The organism is Candidatus Poribacteria bacterium, from assembly GCA_021295715.1.
GTDB lineage: Bacteria > Poribacteria > WGA-4E > WGA-4E > WGA-3G > WGA-3G.
Window position 1 is genome coordinate 27,270 of the sequence record JAGWBV010000053.1, and the last position, 23,139, is coordinate 50,408.

Annotated in this window: 15 protein-coding genes and 1 tRNA gene; all 16 read right to left on the reverse strand. The window is 49.6% G+C overall.

The genetic code is table 11. From position 1 onward, the window contains the following. Positions 1-8 precede the first annotated feature (8 nt). The 16 genes from J4G07_13925 to J4G07_14000 all read right to left on the reverse strand — a co-directional run bounded on the left by J4G07_13925 (position 9) and on the right by J4G07_14000 (position 23,139). Complete coding sequence (locus J4G07_13925; protein MCE2415094.1) at positions 9-1,937, reverse strand: hypothetical protein; 1,929 nt, start codon at positions 1,935-1,937, stop codon at positions 9-11. A 29-nt stretch (positions 1,938-1,966) separates the two neighbouring features. Then, a complete protein-coding gene (locus J4G07_13930; GenBank protein ID MCE2415095.1) occupies positions 1,967-3,802 on the reverse strand; it encodes a bifunctional homocysteine S-methyltransferase/methylenetetrahydrofolate reductase in 1,836 nt (611 codons plus the stop codon). An 87-nt stretch (positions 3,803-3,889) separates the two neighbouring features. After that, positions 3,890-5,503, reverse strand: coding sequence for a hypothetical protein (locus J4G07_13935; GenBank protein ID MCE2415096.1), 1,614 nt, complete (start codon positions 5,501-5,503; stop codon positions 3,890-3,892). Between the two features lie 339 nt (positions 5,504-5,842). Then, on the reverse strand, positions 5,843-6,544 hold the full coding sequence (locus J4G07_13940) for a glycosyltransferase family 2 protein (GenBank protein MCE2415097.1): 702 nt from the start codon (positions 6,542-6,544) through the stop codon (positions 5,843-5,845). A 177-nt stretch (positions 6,545-6,721) separates the two neighbouring features. Then, positions 6,722-7,513, reverse strand: a complete 792-nt coding sequence (locus J4G07_13945) for an SDR family oxidoreductase (GenBank protein ID MCE2415098.1) — start codon at positions 7,511-7,513, stop codon at positions 6,722-6,724. 514 nt (positions 7,514-8,027) lie between these two features. Next, positions 8,028-10,583: a T9SS type A sorting domain-containing protein gene (locus tag J4G07_13950; GenBank protein ID MCE2415099.1), complete on the reverse strand. Its 2,556-nt coding sequence runs from the start codon at positions 10,581-10,583 to the stop codon at positions 8,028-8,030. A gap of 46 nt (positions 10,584-10,629) precedes the next feature. Next, positions 10,630-11,667, reverse strand: a complete 1,038-nt coding sequence (locus J4G07_13955) for an Ldh family oxidoreductase (protein MCE2415100.1) — start codon at positions 11,665-11,667, stop codon at positions 10,630-10,632. 207 nt (positions 11,668-11,874) lie between these two features. Next, a complete protein-coding gene (locus J4G07_13960; protein ID MCE2415101.1) occupies positions 11,875-12,948 on the reverse strand; it encodes an Ldh family oxidoreductase in 1,074 nt (357 codons plus the stop codon). Positions 12,949-13,366: 418 nt separating this feature from the next. Next, positions 13,367-14,335, reverse strand: coding sequence for an ornithine cyclodeaminase family protein (locus J4G07_13965; GenBank protein ID MCE2415102.1), 969 nt, complete (start codon positions 14,333-14,335; stop codon positions 13,367-13,369). Between the two features lie 8 nt (positions 14,336-14,343). Beyond that, positions 14,344-15,447 (reverse strand): mandelate racemase/muconate lactonizing enzyme family protein, encoded by a 1,104-nt coding sequence (locus J4G07_13970; GenBank protein ID MCE2415103.1) that lies wholly within the window; start codon positions 15,445-15,447, stop codon positions 14,344-14,346. 166 nt (positions 15,448-15,613) lie between these two features. After that, entirely contained in the window at positions 15,614-17,083 is a 1,470-nt protein-coding gene (locus J4G07_13975; GenBank protein MCE2415104.1) for a DUF4159 domain-containing protein, read from the reverse strand. A gap of 275 nt (positions 17,084-17,358) precedes the next feature. Further along, positions 17,359-18,519: a cysteine desulfurase NifS gene (nifS, locus tag J4G07_13980; protein ID MCE2415105.1), complete on the reverse strand. Its 1,161-nt coding sequence runs from the start codon at positions 18,517-18,519 to the stop codon at positions 17,359-17,361. Positions 18,520-18,716: 197 nt separating this feature from the next. Further along, entirely contained in the window at positions 18,717-20,102 is a 1,386-nt protein-coding gene (locus tag J4G07_13985) for a hypothetical protein (GenBank protein MCE2415106.1), read from the reverse strand. 67 nt (positions 20,103-20,169) lie between these two features. Beyond that, positions 20,170-20,802 carry a penicillin-binding protein activator LpoB gene (locus J4G07_13990; GenBank protein ID MCE2415107.1) on the reverse strand — a complete coding sequence of 211 codons (633 nt, stop codon included), beginning with the start codon at positions 20,800-20,802 and terminating at the stop codon, positions 20,170-20,172. A 136-nt stretch (positions 20,803-20,938) separates the two neighbouring features. Next, positions 20,939-22,726 carry a threonine--tRNA ligase gene (thrS, locus tag J4G07_13995; GenBank protein MCE2415108.1) on the reverse strand — a complete coding sequence of 596 codons (1,788 nt, stop codon included), beginning with the start codon at positions 22,724-22,726 and terminating at the stop codon, positions 20,939-20,941. 345 nt (positions 22,727-23,071) lie between these two features. After that, positions 23,072-23,139, reverse strand: a tRNA-Val gene (locus J4G07_14000).

The window sequence follows — 23,139 nt, forward strand, 5'->3', positions numbered from 1 at the left end:
TTTCGCTCTCAGATAAAGATTTTGTAGGTACGCAAGCCGGAGGCAGGTCCAATGATTGCCCAGATGCTGCCGATAACGTAATCGCCTAAGATGAGTCCCAGAAAGAGCGGTGCGACCCGACGATGCAGCCGTAAACCACCGTGCCGTAAAATCATCAATTTCAGGAACCACGCCACGAAGAAGGCGAACCAGAAATAATCCATCGCAAAACTGATTGCAAGCGCGTAGCCTGCGGGATGGAAGGGCCACCATAAGAAATGCATCCGCATATACATCATCACGAACGTCAAGAGCGCACCGATACCCATGAAACCGATGCCAATCACATTCGGTTCGGTTGGGTTATGTAACCATCGCTGGAGCCGACTGAACGATTCTCTGCCGACCCATCCTTTGAACCCGCCTGCTTTCGCGACTGCCCCGTTACGGAAGGTGATGTCAAGGTTTGCCCAGAAGGTTACCAGAATACCGACGATAATCGCAATCAACATCGCCATCCATAAACGTCGGTTCCCCATCCCCGTTGATTCCGCGAGTTTAAACGCCTCTATCTGATTCGGCATCGGGTGGTTACGGTAACCACGATTGAACCAGTAGAAAAGGGACATGATGGTGAGACTACTTGTGTCAAACTGCCGAGTGCCGCCGACTGTCGCCAACATGTCGTGCGGATTGACGTAGTAAATTTCATGAGGTGTGCCGAGTTCTGCTCGAACGCGGGTGATCGCAAAGGAGAGTAAGAAGTACACACCGAAGAAAACGCCCGCAACCCATAATGACATCCCCGCTATAGAAGCAAAAATACCGAGCGCAACGAGCGAACCAAGGATACCTAAAAAAGCGGCACGGTAAGGCATCGGTTCGTCAGAATCATCGAGGCGCGAGTTAAACCCAAACACCTTTTTCATGACCTCAATCAAGTGGCGCCGTGTGACCCAGACAGCGAGGAGGAAGAGCGCAACCCATGCCCCGTATGCTTGTTCATTGAGAGCGGGGAAATAGCGCGTACCGAGTGCAGCACCGATAACAAATTCCGCTAAACGAACGACAAAGAAAAACCAGCACGAGAACGACAGATCCAACGGCAGGAAAAACGCTAACCCCACTGCGAACGGGTAAACGGAGATACGGGTGCCACGAATCACATTCCATGGACGGTCAGTGAAGATGTTTTGAAAGACCGCTGTCCGTTTGATGTAAGGGATTTCTGGAAACTGTGGGAAGAGGTAATGAACGCCGTTAATAACACCAATGGCGACAGCAATGCTGAATCCAATCCACATCATCCGATTTTTCAGGAGACTGATACCGCCATCTTCCGAGAGTCGCAGCGGGAGTTGGATAATCGGATACGCCAACTTTTCCTGCTCTGCCCACCGCTTACGAACGAGCGTGTTGATGCAGAGCATCATAAACATCATAATCAGGAAAAAGAGTCCCCAGAACAACAACGGTTTTGTCCAAACCGAAAAGTTATGCCGTGTGTAGAAAGTGGATTCTCCTTCATAAAACCCCTGCAAACTTTGTGCGTCAGAAACAGTGAGCCACGCCGGTAGATACCGAAAAAAGAGGGTCTGCCACTCGTTTTCTTCAGTCGCGAACCGGAAAGGGTGTGCGATACTACCGAACATATTTTGCATCGTATCGTGTCCGGCGAACGTGCAGGAAATCGCGACCATAATATAGATGGTGAGCAGTTCCCCCTGATGTAGCATCTGTCGCGGTGCGATACGTTTCAACACAAGGTTGGCGACAACACACACGAACATGATGAAAACAGGTTGAATAAATAGGGGGAGGCACGAGCCGTCAAGGGAGTAATACTTCACCTCAACAAGCGTCATCCAATAGACATTAACTGGGATGAATAAGATGCCTAAGAGAAGCGAACGCCCTGTAACGCGTGCTGATGGGATTGAAGTTTCACGATCTTTCATAGTTTGGAATCGTGGGCGCGGCAAGACAGTTAACGATAAGTTTTCACGATTTCTGAGATGACCCTGGCTCTGTTTTTCCAATTCATGCGAGCGGGCGGGATTAGGTAGATACCGTCGATAGCGAATTCATCTTGGCTACGGATCTCCTGAACCAATTCTAAGCACAGTCGCATACCGAGTTCATGCCCGGCGGTGTCGCCAAGGTCTCGGAATTTGTCAACGATAAACTGTGGGATGTAAAGCCCCAAATTGTCGCGTAGATAGGATGCGCTTCGGAAACTCGTAAGCGGAAGGATACCGTAGAGAACCTTTATATCGAGATGTTCCGTTGCCTGCTGCGCACGGGCAATATCTTCGTATGCCCAGACGGGTTGTGTGTAGGCAAACTTCGCACCATGCGCCACCTTATTTGCGAGATGCTTAACGTGTGGTTGTAGATTCTCTGCAATCGTGAAGCCACCACCGTAATAGAAGCTGCACGGCTCACCGATCGACGAACCATCGGCGAGTTCGCCTTGGTTCAGTCGGTTAATGAGTCCCATCAATTGAACCGCACCCCGAACATCCGGCACGAGACTCGCAGTCTCATATGGTCCAGCTTTCGGATGATCGCCGGATAAGGCGACAATGCCTCGGATCCCCAGGGCTTCCGCTTCCAGAAGATGGGATTGCATACTGATGAGATTACGGGATCGGGTCGTCCAGTGGATAAGCGTCGGAATCTGGGTTGACTGCTGGAGTCGATAGGCTGTAGCGATAGCCCCGATATTCACGGCAGCACCGGAGTTGTCGGTTACATCGAATAAATCTACACCGATTGCAGCGAGGTTTTTTGCTTCTTTCAACATTGCTCGCAATTGCGGAAAAGTATTGGCGCGCATTTCTACGCTTACAATGCGTTCGCGCGTTTCAAATACTTGCTGGACAGGATTATCGCTTGGTGATTTGGAGGTAGACGCAATCTTTGGAAGCACGAAAATACGCTGCTCTCGTTCGACAGGTTCACGCCCGGTGACAGCTTGTCGAATTTTTGCCGTGTATGTCGGGGTCGTGCCGCAACAGCCGCCGATCATGTTCGCACCAAGTTCGACTAACTTGCCAACGTAGTCACTGAATACTTCAGCCTCGACTGTATAGGAGACAGCAATTTCACCTTGCTCTACTCTCGGATTACCAGCATTCGGTTGCACGACAATAGGTGCCTTGATGACTGGAGCGATTAACTCCATTGCCTCAACGAGATCGTGCGGTCCTCTGCAATTGATGCCGACTGCGTGCGCGCCGAGCTGTTCTAACTCTTGGGCAAAGACGCGCACATCTAATCCCGCACCTACAGTTCCACCTGAAACGCCGCTGATTTCAACGATGACAGGAACACTGTATGTGAGGGCTTGCTTGGTAGCGATTTCTGCCTGTTTGGGAGAGACAAAGGTTTCAAGGACGAGAAGATCAACGCCTTCATCGACGAGCACATCCATCTGTTCCTTGAAAAGCCGTCGGATTGTCTTCGTGGATGGAGTAGGGGCATCTAAGGTTTGGAACGGGATTTGACCGACGGAGCCAGCAACATAGCATGTCTCTTGTGCCGCCGCTCGTGCCAGGGACACGCCTGTTCTGTTAATTTCTTCAACCTGTTCAGCCAAGCCGTGGACTGCTAATGCTTCCCTGTTTGCTTGGTAGGTATTCGTCTGAATAACATCAGCACCCGCCTCAATGTAGGCGCGATGAACCGCTACAACTTTCTCGGCATGTTCTGTAGAGATATTGCAGGCATCAACGCACTGTATATGTGAGGGAATCCGTTTGCGGAGTTCGGTTCCGATAGCACCGTCGCACACCAGAATCTGGTGCGCAAGGGCTTCCATAAAGTTGTCTTTTCTTGAATGAGTGGTTTTCATATAAGAGAAAAGCGCGCTTAAAGAGCGCGCCTTCCTGTGTTTATGAAGCGGGTTCTACTTAATTATTGCTCCCGCGCTTTCGGTCGGGATATAATAATAGCCAAAAATGATACACATCTCATCTTCAGACGTAAGTCCAAATATGAGGGGTTCATCCGTGTCATAGTTGTTATGGGTACACTGGAACTTGATTGTATCTTCCCCATCTAAGCGGAGGATTGGATCAAAGAGGTCAATGGGGGCATCATCATAAGCAATACTCCGATGCAACAAGTCGCCTGATGATCCCTGAAAAATCTCAAACAATTCTCCGTGCCGATGCATGTGGGATGTCAGCAAAAAGACATTTAGCGCGGCACTTGGGTCGTGGCCTCGGCGTTCCAACTCATCTTCAACATACCACGACATTTTGGCGACGCGCGTTGTTCCGGGCGGGACGTTAATGGACCGATTAGAAACGAAGATTTCAACGGCTTCGTACTGGACTTCCGCCTCCGGAATCGTGTAGATATTGACGTAAGTTTCACCGAGTAACGTTTCGTCACCAAGCAGATTAATGTAGTGCGAATTCAGATCGTAAATGGTGTCACCGGGGAGTCGTAACCCTACACCCTCTGGGAACTGAAATAGGGTATCATCGGTTTGTGTTCCGACGACGAAAAGTCTGTCAACACCGAAATTCCCAAGTATCTGCGGATCCTCTGGGTCGAGTTCGCGGAAAGCATCTTCCGAATTAACGCCGATGCCGGGTGTGATGCCTCTCTCTGGCACACCGTTCGCCAAACCTTCTTCCGTGAAGCGATATAAGACGAAGTGGTGGCTACCAGAAGGATAGAAAATCTCGACTCTGTTAATAAAGATGTCTCCGTCCACTGGATTGCCATTTTCATCTCTGATTTGGGTGGCGTAGTAAATTTCGCGTTCAGTGCCGGGTTCGATTTTGAACGGCGGCAAACGGAGTTGGTAACCTTCGCCGGGGGTAGGCGGCGCGGGCGGTTCAAAAACTTCGTCAGGATCGCGTAGGACACCGAGGTCCCCGATACCTACTAATTTACCGGTCTGCGGCGCGCCAGCCTCAATCCACGTCCGAACCGCATCTATTTTACCAGTATGAAGCATGCCACCACCGAATGGCATCCGAGCCCCTTGTTCGGGTGCTGTCGGTCCCATCAGTTTCGCTAAAAGAAAACTGTTCTCTGGATTCCCTGGATCAACGAGTTTCATACCCGCTGCTGCTGCCGATGGGTTCTGTGGCTCACGTCCAACCAAATCTTCGTAGGAGAGACCATAGGTGAGATTCAAATTGCCAGCATTTGCAGGCGCAGCATGGCAGACACTGTTGGCACAGCTCTTGTCAAAGACATACTCCTGAATATCATGATACGCTGAGTTTTCTTCCGGGGCGGTTTGTCCAAAACTGTTGCCCACGCGAACGAGGTCCAGGACATTGACGATTCCGTCACGATTAACATCAGGGTCCTGCTCGGCATTGCGATCCCTTGGCTGCCCGAAAGAACCAGCAACAAGCACCAAATCCTGGATGTTCACGACACCGTCTTTATTAACGTCTTCCAACAGGGTAGGAAGATTACTGTGTCCAAACGCTAAGAAGGACATGCCGCCTATTAGTAGAAGAATGAGTATAGAATACGTTGTTTTTTTTAACATTATCGCTATCTAACCTCCGTATTTGGGTTATCGGTTATTATGGTAGATTTTAGAATTACTTTGACACGCTGCATCGGCGAGGTTAGAAACCTCGCCTACCGCGATAGGGGGTATATTTGGGGGTGGGTCCCCTGCGGGAAACACCCAAGTAAACACCCCTACGAAAACTGTTCATATATTTTTAGGATTTACCAGCTTTGCTGTCTTGTATTAGAGTCGAGTTGATGGTTAAAGTTAAGAGGGATGCCTGTAACAATTCACCTTTCCGTGACGTGCGCTAAGTATGTGTGAATTGTGAAAACGCCTCTTAACCGAAAACTGAACACTGACAACCATTAACTATTTAAAAAGTTCGGTTTCTGATATAAAACGGTATTTTAAAAGTGTCCATGCAGCAAAAAAACCATCCGACCAGAATCGGAGTTTTTTGCCTTGCTTTTTCGTGCGCGGGAAATAGGAGACCGGCACTTCATAGATACGATAACCTGCCCGTAAAATCTTGGCTGTGACTTCCGGACAGAATTCAAATCCTTCACACGTTAAATCTAAACGTGTTATGAGTTCTGCTGAGAAGGCTTTGTAGCCCGTTGATTCATCGGTAATTTGGCATCCGTAAAGGAGATTTGTATAGGTCGCGAGAATGCGATTCGCGATAAAGTTATGAAGACTCGCGTTCCCGCGTCCTTCCAAAAACCTTGAGCCGTAGACGACTTGAACGTTCTCTTTTTTAAGCGGTTTCACGACCTCAGAGAGATCCGTTGGATCTAATTCCATGTCTGCGTCTTGAATGACAATCACTTCCCCCTTCACATGTTGAAGACCCCTCCGAATTGCGAAACCCTTTCCTCTGTTCTCTTGACAATGCACGACACTCAGTTCATAAGTCGCACGCAATTCCTCAAGGACCTTGTAAGTCCCGTCGGTGGAACCGTCGTTGACAACAATAATTTGCGTTTCGATGGGTAACGAACTAACAGCCCTAACGACCTGCTCAAGGGTCTGCTCTTCGTTAAACGCAGGAATGATTACGGATATTAACATCGTTCATCATGCCTCCGTCCAAGCATGCTGGAGCAGTGTAATTGGCGGGCGATGGATCGCCCTACTACAAACGGGTTTGCTCGTAGTGGTGCTATTTATAGCGCGTTCGGAGGTTACCCAAATTATATTTTTTCGACTTGACCCGAAGTCCCGAGGAATGCTTAACGCAAACTCGCGTTAGAGCAGTGATTTGACCATGCCGCCATCTACCTGAATCGTAGTTCCGGTTATGTAGCTTGCGCATCCCGATGCAAGAAAGACAACTAAAGTTGCAAATTCGTCTGGATCGCCGATCCTACCGAGCGGAATATCGGCAGTCATATTCGCGAGTGCCTCATCAAACGTGATGCCCCCCTCTTCTGCGCGGACCGTCGCGAGTTGACGGATGCGGTCGGTGAAAATAATACCCGGGCAGACATTATTAACGAGGATTTTGTCGGGTGCTAACTCCGTCGCGAGGGTCTTCGCAAATCCAATTACACCCGTCCGTGCCATGTTTGATAGCATGAGGTTGTCGACAGGTTGCTTGACAGAGACAGAGGTTAGGTTGATGATCCGTCCACCACCACGTTCCCGCATCGTCGGAACAACAGCGCGGCAGAGGTTTATTGTGCTCATCAGGTTCAAATGGACGGCGTCTTGATAGTCCTGTGCATCCAAGTCATCAAACCGTCCGGCTCTGGGACCACCGGCGTTGTTCACCAAAATGTCGATACCACCGAAGTGTCCGATCGCTGTGCTAATGAGATTTCCAACCTGTTCTGATTGGCTAACGTCGGTTGGAACCGCTAAAACTTCCGTGCCGGTCTGGTTGCGAATGTCATCTGCTGTTGCTTCTAAGGCATCGCTATTTCTTGCACAGATCGTGACTTTCGCTCCTTCATGTGCTAAACCGAGCGCAATTGCGCGCCCAAGCCCTTTGCTTGAAGCACCCACAACTGCAATTTTATCCGTGAGTCCGAGATTCATTTTTTAATTATTCCTTGCGGTTAAACAATCGGAGTTGCGGTATTGACGTGCCTTTCAGAGGATCCGCCTTCCCTTTCATTATAGGCTACAAGTTTTGGTTAAGATTTAAGACAGGACTCCCCTTCATATCGCGCCTCCGCTGAATCCTACGCATCCTAATTTTAGCCATCACCACAAGGCCCTACATCCTTTCAAAAAGCGGAATTGACTTTACGAGGTTAAGTATAACACTCTGGCACTGCAATGTCAAGCGCAATTTTTTTTACACGGGTGTGTAAATATTTTGTCAAAGGTTTGGGTGTTGGCGATTGGTTGTAGGAAGTTCTTATTGTCTGAATCAGGATTTACAGGATTAGAGAATTCACAGGATTAGGGACGCTGCTTGATCGCCATCTGCCCTTTGTGGAATTATTGGAATATTTTCTTAAACTTCACCAAACCGCACCTATCTGATCCTGCAGCTTGGGCGAGATTTGCAACCTTGTTCGCTGATTGCTGACTGCTGATGGCTATTCTACTTCTTTATCAGCATTTTCCCTGTTGCTGTGAAATCCCCTGCTGACAAGTGATAAAAATAAACGCCACTCGCCACGCGTTCTGCCTGTTCGTTTCGACCATCCCAATACGCAGCACGGCTTTTGTTATGATACGTTCCAGCCGGTTGATGTCCCAACGCCAACGTCCGCACCGGTGTCCCATCTATAGCGTAAATGTGTAATCTCACTTCCGCAGGCTCCGATAACTGAAAGGGTATCCATGTCTCTGGGTTGAACGGGTTCGGGTAGTTCGCTAAGAGATGGGTTTCTGTTGGAATTGCTAAGGTTACGAGGAGTTGCTCGAGCACGACAATTCCTTTTTTTATTTTGTCTGGATGAGAGGATAAGGAATCCGTTTGGTTATTGTAATTCTTGGCTTGGCGAATCCACTGCTTTAGATCTGTTGCTGTGAATGCGGGCATCTCTTGAGTAAGTAGCGCGGGTGCTGCTGACGCATCAGGTAAGAGGCTTGCAACCAAGAGAAGATCGACAACATTGACAATTCCGTCGCTGTTAACATCGGGATTTCTATTCGGTTTACCCTTAATAGTTTTGCCGAAATTTGAAGCAACCAATACAAGGTCGGCTATGTTGACGGTTCCATCTTTGTTGACATCGGCGTTTTTTCTGGAAAGTTGGGAGTTCTCTGCTTTGAGTGTGTAATTCTGCCGCCGAATATTTCCATATACATCAATCACTTGAAGTGCTATGTCGTTAACTTGGTGAGTCGTTAATATTGGAGCACTGAACTCAAGGGTACTGCTTTGCGTGTTTAAATCCTTACAACTGTGCAACTTAATGCCCGGTGCTGGATCGGCTGCGGTCACTGGGACAAGTAACTGGGCTTGATGGATACCATCTGCGTCCGTTACTTCAAATTGGAGCGTGAAATTTTTGGCGTTCGGCAGGTAAGCCGATGGTGTGAGCATCTGAATCGATGTCGGTTCATCAAAGGCGGTTTGGTCGGTGTTGAAAAAACGGTTTACATTCAACCATTTGGCGGCACACTTGGACAATCGGTCGGGCGATGCGCCGTAGGACATGATATATGAGGCATCGCGAAAGTCGTGCTCTAAGCCGAAAGCGTGCCCGAGTTCATGCGCTGCTACAACAATACCGTACGTACCCTCGAAACACGTGCCGGAGGCAGATATAATAGCCTGTCCACCTTGTGTTCTTACCAAAAGCTCATTTTCATACCAATTGCCACCGCCGATGCCACATTTATTTTCTACCCCAATAGACTCACTGCTCATCTCTGCAACGATAAGATAGACGTGCTTTCCCGTGTCAAGCTGAGAGGCTACTTCCTTATAAATCTTGTTTGCTGTGTTTGTACGGTAATATGGATCTCTGAACTGCCCCTCAACGTGGTAGACGTGTAGGATTCCATTTTCATGGGTTTCATACGTGAAGGTTTTCCCACCAAATCCGTTAATTTCCATCTGGTCTGCATAAAAGCGCTGTACGCGCCTTATGAGCGTATCCAGTTTATTCCAGATACCCGGTTGTGCGAGGCGGTCTTGCGGAGTGAAATAGACAATTCGGACCATATCTTGATTCAGACTGCTATCTTGATTCAGATTACTATGGGGTGTTACGTCCCAAATTCGAACCGTTCTGTCGGCACCACCGCTGATGAGTGCACTTCCGTCCGGAGAAAAGGCGGCACCCCTGACCCAACCTGTGTGTCCTGTGAGCGTGCCGATATTCTCGCCGGTGTTAACCCCCCACAGGTTGACAGCTGTGTAGCCTGTGGTGGCAAGCTTGCTGCTATCAGGCGAAAAACTAATATCGGAGATTGTGCCATTAGAGGTTAGCGTGCCGTGTGGTATCCAAGTCGGTACTGTCCATAACTTGACGTTCCCTTCGTAACCAGCCGCCGCAAGGATTTGGTCGTCTGGGGAGAACTGAACGGTATACACCGAATCGGAATCAGCATGGAATTGCGTAACAGCCCGTTGACTTTGAAGATTCCAGATGTTAACCTGTCCACTGTTATCCCCCGTGGCGAGCAGCTTGCCATCGCTGGAAAACGCAACCGCCCAGACCCAGTCATGGTGCTCGAAGGTAACTATTTGGTTGCGAGTGTAGACATCCCAGAGTTTCGCATGTCTACCCCCAGTCGCTATCATGCTACCGTTTGGAGAGAAGGTGACCGCTTTGACTTGTGAACGGGTGCGGTCGGTAATATGCTCGCGGGTTGTGATATGATGTTTGTGTGTGACATTCCACAATTTCAGGACATAATCGTCGCCACCGCTGACGAGAAGTGTGCCGTCTGGGGAGAAAGCGATGGAATTGACGGTATCATCGTGGCGACCCAACGTTACCGAGGTCCCGTTCCGCAGGTTCCACAGTTTTATTTCGCCATTATCTCCCGCACTGGCAACGACGGAAGGATTCACGGGAGAATATGCGACCGTTTGGACGCTGCTGCCATGCCTAAATAAGGTGTGTTGTACTTGGGCGACCACGGTGTGTGGCAGCATTAATAAAGCGGTTATTGTGAGAAAAAGGTGCTTGAATTGCATATTTCTAACGATTGACCTCTGGGCACCGCTCCATTACGAGAGGAATCTACTGGGCTTGTGCCATAGGGACATTCCATTTTTCGGCGCACTCGCGAAGTTGCTGATAGATGGTATCCGGTATATCAATGCCGTTTGCGAGACGGTGTGCTCGGGTATTTGCTTCAAAATCCCCGGGGGCTAACACCTCGTCGAAACCGGCGGCAGGCGGTGTTGCCTTGATTGTGTCTAAAAATGATCGAACCCCTTTTTGATATTCTTCGAGGGGTGTAAACGCATTGACATCAATCACCTGCATGTGGAGACCGCCCATCTGTCCGGCTTCAGTATTGAATGCACCTCCCAATCCACCGATCAGTGCCACAAATAGGGAAAGCGCGTAGCCTTTATGCCGCCCAAAGGCAAGAAGATGTCCGCCATCGTTATATTCAGCGGTTTTTACGGTCGGATTGCCGTGTTTGTCAACAACACATCCTTCGGGCAAGTCGCGATTTTCACTGTCGGCGACGTAGGTTTTACCGTTTGCGATCATGCTCGTCGCGAAGTCGATGAGGAATGGCGTGTCATCACCCGTCGGTACACCGATAGCGATCGGGTTCGTGCCGAGCGCGCCAACCGCTCCACCGAAGGGAAGGATGCGTCCGCCGCCCTTTGAACCACCACCAACAGTGACGATTCCGATATACCCTGATTCCGCGGCTTCTTGAGCATATTCCCCGACTCTGCCGATATGTCCCGTCCGAGTGAGTGTCGCAAAACAGGTGCGCGCAGTTTGCGCTTTTTCGATCGCACGTCGGACCGCATAACGCGCGGTATAGTGTCCAAACCCGTTTCCACCATCAATGTGGAGTGTAGTATCGGTTTCCTGTCGCACATCTGGCTCGGCATCGGGACGGATACCGCCGCCTTCAATCCCCGCAAGATAGGAGGGAATCCGAAGCACGCCGTGCGAATCGTGCCCAGCGAGGTTGGCTTTTATCAAAATCTCGGCAACGTTATCCGCGATGTGCTGCGGTGTGCCTGCCGCTACAAATAGGGTGTTCGTAAATGCCTGAAGATGTGCGGCTTCAAATATGTGCCTTTCCATTTTTTAAATTTTCCTTCGGTTCAGTGAGGTGGGTCTGAATCTTAGCGTGCATTTCGTATATCTGAAGAAATACCCTATCAAAAACCCTCCATTTCATTACGGACTATGCCCTCTTTAAACAAACCCGTAGCCTGCAACATCGGCGCAGGCGGATTTGAGAAACGTCCGTCAAAGTCCAAACGCCCGATGTTACTCCGCAAGGTATAATTAAAAGCTGTAGTGTGCCTTGTCGTCTTCCTTGACAGTGTCTTCGCCGATGGAAATACCGAGTGTGTCTGCGCACTCTTGAAGTTGATTGTAGATGGTATCGGGTATCTCAACGCCTTCTACTAACCGCTGGGTGCGGAATCGGTGTTCAAAATCACCGGGAACGAGGACTTCATCGAAGCCGTGTGCTGGCGGTGTGGATTTAATGCCGTCTAAGAAGGCGCGCACGCCTTGCTGGTATTCTTCGACTGGTGTGAAGGCGTTGACATCAATCGCTTGCATGAAAATGCCACCCATCCTGCCGCTTTCTGTGTCAAATGTTCCTGCCAATCCACCGAGGAGACAGGTGAACATAGCGAGTGCGTAACCTTTATGTTTCCCGAATGCGAGGAGCGCACCGCCATCATAGAAATCGGCGGGCTTGACGCTCGGCATCCCGTTTTTATCAAGGATGCAGCCCTCAGGTAAATCAATCCCTTTGCTTCGCGCGACCTGTATCTTCCCTTCAGCAACCATGCTCGTTGCGTAGTCAACGATAAAGGGACTGTCGTCGCCAGTCGGCACGCCCAAAGCGATCGGATTTGTGCTAAAGGTGCCTTGCGAACCACCATAGGGGACTGTCGGTCCCCCGCCTTTACCACCCGACCCGACGCTGATAAGTCCGATACATCCAGCTTTCGCTGCTGCTTCTGCATATTCACCCAAGCGTCCGATATGTCCAGTGTTGCTGATGCTAACAGAGCAGGAGACAGCGGTTTTTGCCTTCTCAATGGCTTTGCTAATTGACCAGCGCGAGACGTAGTGCCCGAAGCCGCGTTGCCCATCAACGCGTAAAGTATTCGGGGTGTCCGCGAGGATTTTGGGTTCCGCAGTCGGGTTCAGATGTCCGGTGTCAATGCCACGTAGATAAGCGGGAACGCGCAGCACACCGTGTGAGTCGTGTCCAGCAAGGTTAGCATTGACAAGGATTTCAGAGACATCCTCTGCGATGTGCCGCGATGCACCAGCAGCGACAAAGATGTTACGTGCAATTGCGTGAAGGTGTGGTGCCTGAAGTAGGTGCGTCTTTTCCATTTTTTAATTTATGGCCTCCTGATCTGCCCTCCATTTCATTACGGGCAGGTTTCTGATCAGTTCGTGGCTGCGTTTGCTAAAGTTGAAGGTCGTAGAAAAATATGCCCCTATTTTATACGATTTGCTTTTTTTGTCAATATCAAAAACGGTAGTCAGCAAAGGCATTCAATTCTCCCATAATTTCGATTTTCTGCCTGGGAATCCTTCGTTGTAGGAGCGAGTTCCAGTTCGAGATGCCTTCGCGTGAATGTTCAAAAAACCGACACTTGAATGGCTCTGTAGTTAAACATGACTCCAAACCGTAGCCTGCAACAATACGCAGAAACGCCCAAGCAAAAACCCCAAGCAAAAACACGCAGGCGGATAGAAGGAACGCACGTTAAAATACAAAGGCACGTTGTTCCTCCGCAAGGTAAAATTAAAGAGCCATTTCAACGATGGTGCCTAACCCTTTGGCTTCTGCTTCTGCAAGTACCACCGATCCTGCGACCGCATCTTGCACCGCCACGCCAACCGATTTGAAGAATGTGATTTCGTGGTCTGATTGGCGTCCCTGCTTGTCGCCATTGACGATTTCGCCGATTTCCGCATCAATTTCAGCCTTTGGAATAATCAGATCTCCCGCCTCTTCCAAACAGGCTTCCCGCGAATCGACCACAATTCGGGATGCTCTTCTGATCGTTGTCGTATCAACTTCCCTTTTTTCTGGGACAAACGTGCCAACGGCTGTGATGTGTGTCCCTGGTCGCAGAGCCTTTCCGTCAAAAAGTGGGGTTGCCGAGGTCGTTGCACAAATAACGATGTCTGCGTCCTCGACTACCTGTTGTGGAGTGGATGCGAGATTGACTTCCGGGGCATCTACCCCTTCTGAAATCTCAGTGGCAAGTTGTTGTGCTGAGGCTTTTGTGCGGCTGATGAGATTGACGTGCGCGATCTTTCTGACTGCCAGCACTGCCTGCAATTGTGTCCTCGCCTGCACGCCCGCTCCGAACAAGCCAACGGTTTTCGCGTCTTGTCGAGCAAGCACATCTGCGGCTACGCCAGCACCGGCTCCAGTTCGGATAGCAGTGAGGCTGCTGCCGTCCATGAATGCTTTTGGGAGTCCTGTCGCTGGGTCGAGTACTAAAACTGTCGCGGTGATGCGAGGCAAATTGAGGTTCGGATTATCGTCGTAAACCGAGACGACTTTGATGCCGAACTCGCTGTGTTCAGGCAGATGAGCAGGCATTAGGAGCGTAACGCCTTTGTCAGTGGCAATGTGTTGCCGTGGCGGCGCGTCCACCTTGCCTGCTGAAAGTTGACCATAGGCATGCCGCATCGCCTCAATTGCTTTGGGCATCGGTAGGGCTGTTCGGACATCGGCGGCGGATAAAATTCTGATCTGCATACAACCATTTACTCCACACGGATGATCGCTTCACCTAACACATCCATATCAGGGACGATTCCCAAGCCCGGTTGCGTTGAGGCTGCCATCCTGCCGTTAGTTCGTTGGGGTGCCCCTGCCGCCGTGCTGACGGTGACGTAGCTATTGAAATCGGTTGCCGTGAAAAGAAATGCCGTCGGTGTACTGTGCGCGAGATGGGCAATGGCAGCGGTTGTAATATCACCACCCCAGCTATCTTCGATCGTCATCGCAACTCCGAGTTCAACGCATAAGTCTCTCGCCAGTTTCGCTTTGGTCAGTCCGCCGAATTTGCTAATCTTGATGTTGACGACATCCATCCCCTGATCGCCATGACCGCGTAGCAACGCTTGAATGCTGTCTATCGTCTCGTCAAGAACGAAGGGGTGACTTGTGCGTTGACGGATCGCAAGGCATTCTTCATAGGAAAGACAGGGTTGTTCGATGTAGACGTCTACATCGCTTACGCCTCGGACGACGCGGGCGGCTTCGTGCATCAACCAACCCGTGTTCGCATCTGCAATGAGGACATCTCCGGGTTCCATCAGTTCAGCAACCGCTCGGATACGTTCGATATCGGTGTTCGGATCGCCGCCTACTTTTAACTGGAATTTGCGGTATCCTTCCGCACGATAGGTGGCGACTTTTGCCGCCATCTCGTCGGGAGATTGTTGCGAAATCGCACGATAGAGCATGAAATCCGACCCATACCTTCCACCGAGAAGCGTACAAACCGATTGGTTTGAAACCTTACCGAGAATATCCCAACACGCTGTGTCGATCGCTGATTTCACATACGGGTGTCCCTTGAGGGCAATATCCATGCGTTGGTTGAGCGGAAGCAGTTGTGTCGGATCTTCGCCGATGAGATGTGGTGCGAGTTCAGCGATGCCGGTGCGGGTGCCTGCCGCATAAGCGGGGAGATAGAAAGGTCCCAACGGACAAACCTCACCGTAGCCGGTGATGCCTTCGTCCGTTTCAATTGAGACAATGGTGCTGTCAAATACGGATACAGATTTTCCGCCCGACCAGTTATAACTGCCTTCATAGAGTGGGAGATCAACTTGATAGGCATTAATACAGCGAATTTCCATATTTTTAATTATGTGCCAATCGTGAAATGAAGTGATTGATAATTGAGGCAGTAGTGGGCGGAAGGATTATCAAAATCTTTCACCACACCACAATCCGTTGTGAGGATAGTAGCATGTTTGACAAAAACTATCAAGAAAAAGCGTGTACGCGCAGAAAGATAAAATACTACTCAAAACCACTGACCCTCGCAGCGGCAGGTGCATGCTTTGGGAGTGCTTTCTTGATTAGCGCGGATTCAGGAACATAACCGGAGTAATCAGAGATCGAGCCGTGCGTCAACGCATATATCACAACGTTCGTCATGAAACGGTAGACCCCTGGGGAATAGTGGACACTCCGCGTCGGGTAGCTGACAGTTTCCATCGCGCACATGTAATCACGACGAACAACGATAACCGATAATTTCTCACCGACGGAGATACCTTCAAGGAAGTTCCGTTTCGGTGGACGTGTGCCCCACCAGAAAATGTCGTATCCGATTGGAGGTCCGCCCATCCCATAGAAGTTATTATAAATTTCGTGATTGTTGGAAATCCGCTCAATGTGGTATTCAGGCATAACGTAGTGCATCTGCGAGAGAAAGAGGCGAACCATCGCTTGTGCAGGAGCATCTACACCGCAATCGTCAAAAACGAGGAATCCACCTTTTTCGACGAGATAGCGACGCAGTCCTGCTGCTTCGTTGTTAGAGAAACGACCATCTATTCTACCGGCACCATAATTTTTCCCCAGAAGATCGCGAGATCGGACAACTGCTGGATCATGTCCTGTCATAAAAACGAGGGGCGTTTTGAAGAGACTCGCATCGGTGAGTTTCAATGCACCGCCTTCAACATTCATATCGGTTTTAATCTTGGTGCGTTCGTTGAGCCATTGCGTCAATGCGTTAAGAGCGGAGGCGTCCGCCCACCAGTCAGAAAGATCGTGCCGAACCCGGGCAAAACGGAGGATACCTCGGATGTCCTTACCTTTACCGATGACGCGTCCACCCGGTTCGCCTTTCGGAAGGGGCGGGACGACGTAGTTAGAAAGCGTAATATTCTCGACCACATCACCAAGTGCATCGCGTGCGGCACCGACGTTTTCAACCATTGAGAGTCCCGGTGGGCGTTCAAGCGTGACCTTTAACCACCCAGCGATACCACGGTTGACATTTCTCATTCGAGCGGAAGGGACTGTTACCACGGGGGCAGAGAATGCCAAGGCATCGGGAGCATCTGATACCAGTAAATCACCGTATATCACATCTGCCTGCGCCGCTGGGTTTAGCGTTACTACTTTCGGTACATCCGGATCTATTGGCGGTTGGACTTTGACGGTTTGGCTTGAAAATTCGATTACTGTCTGTGCTTGGAAATTTGACTCGCGAGGCAACACAGTTGTTACACGCGGTTGCACCTGAATCTGTCCAACAACAGTTTTTTGCGTTGGAACCGTTGGTTTCACGATAGGTTTCACGACGAGTTTTCTTCCCACTTTAGGCTTCGGGGGCTCTTTGGGATAGAGAATTTCGATGCCTATCAGATCTTTGAGCGGCGCAGTTAGCGCAAGCAGATAGAGTCCAGCAACACATATGATGACAGCATGAAGTGCCAACGAGGTTATAAGAGCACCTGAGGTTATTTTTCCGCGCATTTGTCTTTACCTCCAAGGAACAAAAGTGTTGATATGGAGATAAAAGCAATTTCCGTGCCAATACAAAAAGTGCTGAATTTGCGGTAATTCGTGTAGTTATGAGGGATTAGACTGCACGAAAAAGGACAGTTGTCTTTTTTGATTGCACAAAAAGGGGCTTGTTGCAGTTCGGTATTTCTACAAGTATGCTATGGGATTGGCGTGAAGAGGTTACAGGATGGAAAACCGATGCGGTTAGAAACCGCATCTACCCCGATTCGATGGAGATGGGAATTCTATCCTCTATACAAGGTGCGCATTTGCTGGATGACCTTCGGTAATTTGGTAATCACTTCATCAATCTCGGTTTCAGTTGTGTTCCTACCCAAGGAAAAGCGGACTGTGCCTTGTGCCAAACGCGGGGGTAAGCCGAGCGCGGCGAGAACGTGCGACGGTTCCATAGAACCGGAGGTACACGCTGAACCCGTCGAGACACAGATACCCTCCATGTCCAAACGTAAGATGAGACTTTCACCCTCTACCGCTTCAAACGAGACGTTAAGCGTGCCGGGCGCACAGTGGTCAGGGTGTCCATTGTAGTGCAAGCGATCGATGTGTGCATCCAAGCCTTCGCGGAGTCTTTGGGTTAAAGCGTCGAGATGCTGTGCGTAGGTGTTCTGCTCCTGTTTCGCAAGATCGGCAGCAATACCTAAGCCGACAATGGCAGGGACATTTTCAGATCCAGCGCGTCGGTTGCGTTCATGCGCCCCCCCGTGAACGAGGTTTGCCAGTCGGGTGCCGCGGCGAATGTAGAGGACACCAATGCCTTTGGGGGCGTAAATCTTGTGCCCAGAAAACGCGAGGAGGTTCACACCGAGTTTTTGAACGTTCATCTCCAATTTGCCGACCGATTGCACGGCATCGGTGTGGAGAGGGATCTCGTGTTCCTGCGCGATCTCGCATATCTCTTCGAGCGGTTGGACGGTGCCATTCTCGTTGTTGACGTGCATGATAGAGATCAGGACTGTCGTATCACGGACTGCTTCACGGAGTTGTTCAATACGGATTCGTCCGTATCTGTCTACGGGGAGGTAGGTTATCTCAAAATCGCGTTGCTCCAGATATTGACACGTATGCAAGACAGCGTGATGCTCCACAGAGGAAGTGATGATATGGTTTCCGTTGCCCCGGCTCTTTCCCAGTTCAGTCAATCCTTTAATGGCGTGGTTGTCTGCTTCGGTGCCGCTTCCGGTGAAAACAATCTCACTCGGACTTTTGGCACCGATGAGATCCGCGACCTGCTCGCGGGCGGTGTCGATCGCCGTGCGTGCCTCGCGGCCGTATGCGTGGATGCTCGAACCGTTACCGAATGCCTCGGTGAGATACGGTGTCATTGCGTCTATGACTTCGGGACGAAGGGGTGTTGTGGCGTTGTAATCTAAATAGATGCGTTGCATTTTTAAATTTATGAATCCTTGGCTACACAGATGGATTTCCCCACTGGAAAGACCTTATCGGAGCAGGTCCTCGATTATTCTGTAGATTCTTCTTAAAATCGGACCTGTAGCTCGTAATGAAATGGAGAGCGGATGCTCAAGAAAGCATATTCTTGGCTCAAATGAGCGTTGTTCTCCCGCAAGGTAAAATTAAAGAATTAAAAATATGTTCGGTGATTCCAAAAAGTTATCCGATTCGGGTTAATCTTGATTTTTGGCACAGAATCGCGTTCACCGACCCTTCCGTTCGCGTCTAAAAAGGAAAGATTGAGTGTATGCGTGCCTGCGGGCAGAGGCATCCGCACGATAAAAATTTGATTCGGAAGCGTTTGCCAAGAACGTGTGTCCGCCTGTTCTGTCACGGCACCAGCGAGGTTTACAAGGAGTCCTAAGGCTTCATTTTCCTTGTTTGCTTTTCGGTAGAGCAAGTATTTCCCTACAGCTCGGACTAAGGTTCGCAAGAGAATCCCAGTGCGTTGCGCCTTGAAAGTTTCTATTGCGCTGTTCTCTACATCCTCCACAAGCACACCCTTCGCTTTCACCGCTCCAACCGCAACTTCGATCCCTGAGAAAAGGGGTCGATGGGAGTCAATTTTCGGGATAGCGACACGTAGCAGATATTCCAATTCAATCTCTTTATACACCCTTCCCTCGCGCCCTATAAGTGCCGGCACAAACTTGTCATCGTCCACATCGTCTGTTTTCAGAATCGGAAACGTCAAAGCGTCCTCACCTTTCGGCGGAACGTAGCCGCTTTCATAAAAAAGAATCAGTTCGCCGGTGTTTTCAGGACGGACAGAAAACTTTCCATACTGTTCCTCATAACGCGCCAGCTCGTCGACGAAACCGAGTTTGCGTGCCAACCCGACCAGCGAACGCCCGATGTCCGCTGGTATCGCTACACCCGTTTTCTCTGATGCGTTTCTATAGTATGCTGCAGCCTGTTTGTAAGAGATGTAGGCATCATTCCATTCACCAGTGGCTTCAAAGAGAACACCAGAGAGGTGCGCAAGAAATCCTGCGCCGAAGAAATCGTAATTTTCGTCTTCACCTTTGAAGTAGTTGATGAGAGCCGTTGCCCGACGACATTCTACCAGCGCACCGTCTAACTGACCTTGGTAGATATAGTTGAGTGCCCGGTAATAGTGGCTCAAAAGCCGTTCATATCGGGTGCCCGGATACGGACGCATCTGATCAGAGGTAACGAGCGAAACAACCTCTTTTGAAACGCTTTTGGTATACCGGTCTTCAGCGATATCGCCTGCTTGATCGAACGCCGCGTTGCTTTCTTGGAAATGATTGGCGTAATGGGCAACTAATCCTAATTCAAACAGAAAAGGGATGTCAGACTTTTTCGAGGCATTTTTCTGAAGGTTCGTATAGGCTTTTTCTGTTTCTCCCGCCTCCAATGCGATTTGGAGGTCTTGCATCTTATAGCCGCCGCATCCGATTATCAGACAAGTAATGAACAGGAAAGAGAGTGTTTTAATCATAAGAGTGGCAATCGGTTTCCATCGGTTTCCGTCGGCTTTCAGAGTAGCCATCAGTTTAACCATCAGTCATCAGAACGGAAACCTCTTTGCTGACTGCCGAAAGCCGATAGCCGTTCCTCTACATTTTAAACTTGTCACGTCCGACAAACTTTTTGATTTTCTTGTTACCGATCCAAATCTTCTCGTTAGTTTCAATGTTCGTCAATGTCAGGTCTGTTTGGTAGAAGATAACTTGGTCGCCGCCCTCTCGATCTTCGATGGTGTTGATTTCACCGGTCATCATGTAATCGGCACCGAGTTCACGTCCCATCCGTTTAACGGTTTCGATTGCAGCGAATTCGCCTTGGTCGGCACGCTCTTCGCGAATTTCACCGCGCTCACTTGAGCTTGAGACAGTCCGCACCTTTCCAGAATTAATGAAAGCGCGCTCGATGTCGGTGATAAACGTAGCAACGGGGATATGTTCCATGCTCTTATTGCGAATACCTCCGACGATTACAACCGGTTTCGTACCGGCGTTTATACCGTGATCATTGATCCAAGGGTGTGTTAAGCAGTCCTGAATGATGTCGTCGGCGACCATACGCGAATCGGTATCGTTCCAACGTCCAGACAGATCAATCGTAGTATCGGCATCGACACGAGTGACCTGCTTAGAGGAACTGCAACTACTGAAAATTGTGATACCAACGAAGAGTGCGAAAATTGTAAGACTATATTTAAAAGGCTTGACTGTCAAAATTTTATACATTCGGTATGCTCCTTTTTGGAATGGCTATCAGCCGTCAGCCTTCGGCTGTCAGTAGGACACAGTATGGCAGGAATGTTTACGATAACCACCACAAGATTCTCTTTCTGACTGCCGACTGCTGATAACTGATTGCCAATTAAAAGTCTAAGTCGGCTTCTTGAACAATTTTGTCAACGAAAGTATCAAGTGCCATCGCACCGATGTCGCCTTCATCGCGGCTGCGGACGCTGACCGTGCGGCTTTCCTGCTCACGTCCACCGATAATTAACATGTACGGCACACGTTGCAAACGGGCTTGACGGATCTTCGCGCCAATCTTGTCATCGCTATTGTCCAATGCAACACGACACCCTTTTTGCAACAGAAGGTGTTCGACCTCTTTGCCGTAATCAACGAAGCGTTGACTAATCGTCATCACGACGCACTGGATAGGCGAGAGCCATGTCGGAAATGCCCCGGCGTAATGCTCAATCAGCATCGCGATAAAGCGTTCAAAACTCCCGCAAATCGCGCGATGAATAACCACAGGACGCTTTTCAGATCCGTCTGGCGCGACGTAGATGAGTTCAAACCGTTCAGGCAGCTGGAAATCGAGTTGCACGGTAGCACACTGCACGTCTCGGTTGAGTGAATCCCGAACCTGAAAATCCATCTTAGGTCCGTAGAATGCGGCTTCCCCGGGATCAATAGTGTGCTCAATCCGGTTGTTTTTCAACACGTCCTCAAGGATTGTCTCCGCTCGATTCCAGACCTCTACATCGCCCATAAACTTCTCAGGGTTGCGTGTACTCAAATCGCATCGAAACGGTAGATCAAACGTGCCGTAGATACGTTGGAAGAGTCCAAGAATCCGTTCATATTCATCAGCAATCTGGTCTTCGGTGACGAAATTGTGTGCATCATCTTGACACATCTGACGCACACGCGACAAACCGGTCAGTGTCCCTGTGGCTTCGTTACGATGCAACACGCCTTGGTCGTGCAGACGATAGGGTAAATCACGATAGCTGTGGCGCACACTTTTATAGATTAACATGTGTGCCGGACAGTTCATCGGTTTCAAAGCACTCGTCGCTTCGCCATCTTCATTTTCGACGAGGAACATATCGTCTTTAAAATGTTCCCAATGTCCGGAGGTCTTCCAGAGACTACTATCGTAGATGAGCGGTGTCCGAACCTCCTGATAGCCTTCACTGAGATAGAGTTTCCGCACCTTTTCCGAGAGGAGATTATAGATGAGTGTGCCTTTCGGAAGCCAAAATGCGCTTCCGGGGGATTCGGGATGCATTTGGAAGAGTTCCAATTCGCGTCCGAGTTTACGATGGTCGCGTTTGGCGGCTTCTTCGCGTTGTGTCAAGTACGCCTGAAGGTCGGCTTTGGTCTCCCATGCGGTGCCATAGATGCGTTGCAACTGCTCACGGTTGCTATCACCGCGCCAATAGGCTCCTGAAACCCGGAGCAGTTTGAAATATCGGCATTCGCGTGTTTTTTCAACATGTGGACCCTTGCAGAGGTCTGTGAAATCGCCGTTGTGGTAGATAGAAACACCTTCTTCATCAACACCCTCATCGGTAGCACTGACTTCACGATCCGAAATCCCGTCGATTAATTCGAGTTTGAATTTCTGATCGCGTTCACCGAACCATGTGCGAGCATCGTCGTAGGACCATGCCTCTTGCTCGAAAGGCACATTGGCTTTGATCATCGCCTTCATGTGCTTTTCGATTTCAGGAAAATCGTCGGGTGTGATGGGGCGCGGCACCTCCATATCATAATAGAACTCGTTTTCAATCGGCGGTCCGATTGCGAGTTTAACGGTCCGTTCGCCATCTGGGAATAGTTGTTGGACGGCATACGCCATGATGTGCGCGGTCGAATGGCGTAAGCGTTGTAAGTAATCTTCAGGTTGATTGGGTTCACGCATTGCAATTCACTCTCATATATTGATTCAGATAGGTTTCAAAATTGGTCTTAATAGACTTAACGTCTTTTTTTCTACACTGTTTACGAAATAATTTTACACGATTTAAAAGGGGATTGCCAATAAAAAAGATAAGGGTAGGAGTTTTAGTTTTAGGAGGATATTGTACCATTTCTAAAAGATTAAGCGCGACGTTCACTCAGACCCCGGTAGGTGGGGTTTCCTAACCGCACCGGGTATAACCAAAAATAGTGGACCCTTTTAAGAACAATCATCAATCAGAATTGATATTGTTTAGGGAGGGTATTGTCCAGTTTCAGGTGCGTTGGCGTAAACGTTTTGGGAGGATGGGCGGTACAGGACTTGAACCTGTGACCTCTTGCATGTCAAGCAAACGCTCTAGCCACCTGAGCTAA